The following is a 3,164-nucleotide window of genomic DNA, read 5'->3' as shown; positions in this document are numbered from 1 at the left end:
CATCGGCCAGACGCTCAACTGGGCCTGGGCGTGGCCGGCGAATCGGCGCGTGCTCTACAACCGCGCCTCGTGCGATACGGCGGGCAAGCCGTTCGATCCCACCCGCAAGCTGATCGGCTGGAACGGCAGCGCGTGGACGGGTCCGGACGTGCCCGACTACAAGGTCGACGAAGCGCCCGATCAGGGCATGGGACCGTTCATCATGAACCCCGAGGGCGTCGCGCGTTTCTTCGCGCGCGACGGCATGAACGAAGGCCCGTTCCCCGAGCACTACGAACCGTTTGAAAACCCGCTCGGCTACAACCCGTTCCACCCGAACAACCCGCTCGCCACGAACAATCCGGCGGCGCGCGTGTTCCCCGATGACCGCAAGACTTTCGCGACCGTTCAGCAATTCCCGCACGTCGCGACCACGTACCGCCTCACCGAGCACTTCCACTTCTGGACCAAGCATGCCCGGCTGAACGCGATCATCCAGCCGCAGCAGTTCGTCGAGATCGGCGAGGCGCTGGCGAAGGAAGTGGGCGTGGTCGCGGGCGACCGCGTGAAGGTGTCGAGCAATCGCGGCTATCTGATCGCGGTGGCGGTGGTCACCAAACGCATCAAGCCGCTCACGATCGAAGGCAAGACTGTGCATACCGTTGGCGTGCCGCTTCACTGGGGCTTCAAGGGGCTCACGAAACCGGGCTATCTGACGAATACGCTTACGCCGCCCGTGGGCGACGGCAATTCGCAGACACCCGAGTTCAAGTCGTTCCTCGTGAAAGTCGAAAAGGCATAGGGGGCGCGAACCATGGCATTGCAATCACTCGACATCAGGCGCCAGTCCGCCACTACCACGCCCCCGCCGGGCGTACGCGAGCCGGTCACGGGCACGGTCGCGAAGCTCATCGACGTGAGCAAGTGCATCGGCTGCAAGGCGTGCCAGACCGCGTGCATGGAGTGGAACGACCTGCGCGACGAAATCGGCGTCAATACGGGCGTCTACGACAACCCGCACGATCTCACCGAGCACTCGTGGACCGTGATGCGTTTCGCGGAATACGAGAACCAGGACGGCAACCTCGAATGGCTGATCCGCAAGGACGGCTGCATGCATTGCGAGGATCCGGGCTGCCTGAAGGCGTGTCCTTCGCCGGGTGCGATCGTGCAGTACACGAACGGCATCGTCGATTTCCACGAGGAAAACTGCATTGGCTGCGGCTATTGCATCACCGGCTGCCCGTTCAACATTCCGCGCCTCTCGAAGACCGATCACCGCGTATACAAGTGCACACTGTGCTCGGATCGCGTGGCCGTGGGGCAGGAACCCGCCTGTGTGAAGACCTGCCCGACCGGCGCGATCGTGTTCGGCACCAAGGAGGACATGAAGCAGCACGCGGCCGAGCGCATCGAGGACCTCAAGGAGCGTGGCTTCGAGAACGCCGGGCTCTACGATCCGCAGGGCGTGGGCGGCACGCACGTGATGTACGTGCTGCACCACGCGGACCGGCCGTCGCTCTATCACGGCCTGCCCGACAACCCGCGCATCAGCCCGATGGTGCGGCTCTGGAAGGGCGTGGCCAAGCCGGTTGCGCTTGCCGTCATGGCGCTCACGGCGCTGGCCGGGTTCTTCCATTACACACGGGTCGGCCCGAATGAAGTGACTGCCGAAGACGAAGCCGCGGCGCGCGAAGAGGCGCGGCGCATTCGCGGCGAACCACCCGAGGAGCGTGACGATGAAACACGATGAACCGCAACTGATCCTGCGCTACACGCCCAATGAGCGCAGCAATCACTGGATCACGGCGATCAGCTTCATCCTGCTCGCGCTCTCGGGCCTCGCGATGTTTCATCCGGCCATGTCCTGGCTTTACGCGGTGCTTGGCGGCGGGCAGTGGACGCGCGTTCTGCATCCGTTCATCGGCATCGTGATGTTCGTGTCGTTCCTGATCCTTGCGCTGCGCTTCTGGCATCACAACTATCTGGACCGCGACGACATCCAGTGGATGAAGCAGATGGGCGATGTGCTGAACAATCGCGAAGACAGGCTGCCCGAGATCGGCCGCTACAATGCGGGACAGAAGCTGCTATTCTTTGTGATGGTGGTTTGCCTCGTGCTGTTGCTGTTGAGCGGCATCGTGATCTGGCGGCGATATTTCTCGTTCTATTTCCCCATCGGGATCATCCGGCTCAGTTCGGTCGTGCATGCGGTGACGGCGTTCGTGCTGATCTGCGGCATCATCGTCCATATCTACGCGGCACTCTGGGTGAAGGGCTCGATCGGCGCAATGACGCGCGGATACGTGACCTGGGGATGGGCGAGAAAGCATCATCCGCGCTGGTTCCGCGAGAGCATCAAGTAGTGCACAGGCTGCGCGCCGCCTGCCGTGAAGGCGGTGGCGCGCGGGTGGCAGACCGCCGGCCCGGCAGGGTGCGGCGGCTTTTTTTTCCTTGTGGAGCGGAGCCTTCCCGTCGTGACACAACGCATACTCGACCCGCAGCAGATCCAGGCACGCGATCCCTCGGCCATACCACGCATCCGCCTGCCCGAGCGCGCCGCGCACTTCAGCACGCGTGCCGCGCGCCTGCGGCGCCTCGCGGATCACAATCCCATTGGCGGCTACGTGCGGTTGATGGCGGTGCTCGTCGATGCGCAGCAGCAAGCGCTCGAACATTTCAGCGCCACGCCGCCATCGCGCGAGGCGATCGCCAGCGCGCAACATCATTCCATGCCGATCCTGCCGGCGCTCTCGGGCGAGCGCGATCCGCAATGGCGCACGCTGCTGTACCGGCTTGCCGATCGCGTCGAGGCCGCAGGCGCTGTCACGCCCGCGCTCGCGAAAGTGCTCGACGCATTGCGCGCCATGGACGCGGCCCAGCTCGACGCCCAGGCCGATGCGATCCTCGCGCAGCGCTACACGGAAATCGCGCCCGCCACTGCGCCGTTCATCGTGGCTGCGCTGCAGGTGGTGTGGACCGACCTCGCAAGCCGCATCGACGTTCAGGACGTGCCCTATGTCGATGCGCCCGGCGTGTGCCCCGTGTGCGGCTCGCCGCCAGTGGCCAGCATCGTGCGCATCGGCGGCGCGTATCAGGGCTATCGCTACGCGCAATGCGGCCTGTGCGGGACCGAGGCCCACGTCGTGCGCGTGAAGTGCACGAACTGCGATTCGACCAAGGGC

Annotated in this window: 4 protein-coding genes; all 4 read left to right on the top strand. The window is 64.8% G+C overall.

What is annotated here, in order from left to right; all coding sequences use genetic code 11:
• Positions 1–781 (top strand): molybdopterin dinucleotide binding domain-containing protein (locus VMJ11_RS08745; protein ID WP_325618945.1); only part of this gene is annotated, 781 nt, incomplete at its 5' end.
• Between the two features lie 12 nt (positions 782–793).
• Positions 794–1,732, top strand: coding sequence for a formate dehydrogenase subunit beta (gene fdxH, locus VMJ11_RS08740; RefSeq protein WP_325618943.1), 939 nt, complete (start codon positions 794–796; stop codon positions 1,730–1,732).
• Positions 1,719–2,345: a formate dehydrogenase subunit gamma gene (locus VMJ11_RS08735; protein ID WP_325618941.1), complete on the top strand. Its 627-nt coding sequence runs from the start codon at positions 1,719–1,721 to the stop codon at positions 2,343–2,345. Before fdxH ends, VMJ11_RS08735 begins: the two co-directional genes overlap by 14 nt.
• Positions 2,346–2,456: 111 nt before the next feature.
• The coding region (locus tag VMJ11_RS08730; RefSeq protein WP_325618939.1) for a formate dehydrogenase accessory protein FdhE at positions 2,457–3,164 on the top strand (708 nt) is incomplete at its 3' end.

It is taken from the genome of Paraburkholderia sp. (genome assembly GCF_035501035.1).
Lineage (GTDB): Bacteria > Pseudomonadota > Gammaproteobacteria > Burkholderiales > Burkholderiaceae > Paraburkholderia.
The sequence above is the reverse complement of the archived record's forward strand: the minus strand, read 5'-3'. Positions and strand labels throughout refer to the sequence as shown.

Excerpts from the sequence above, each read along its gene's own strand:
- VMJ11_RS08735 (WP_325618941.1), top strand. The coding sequence starts at position 1,719 with ATGAAACACGATGAACCGCAACTGATCCTGCGCTACACGCCCAATGAG.
- fdxH (WP_325618943.1), top strand. The coding sequence starts at position 794 with ATGGCATTGCAATCACTCGACATCAGGCGCCAGTCCGCCACTACCACG.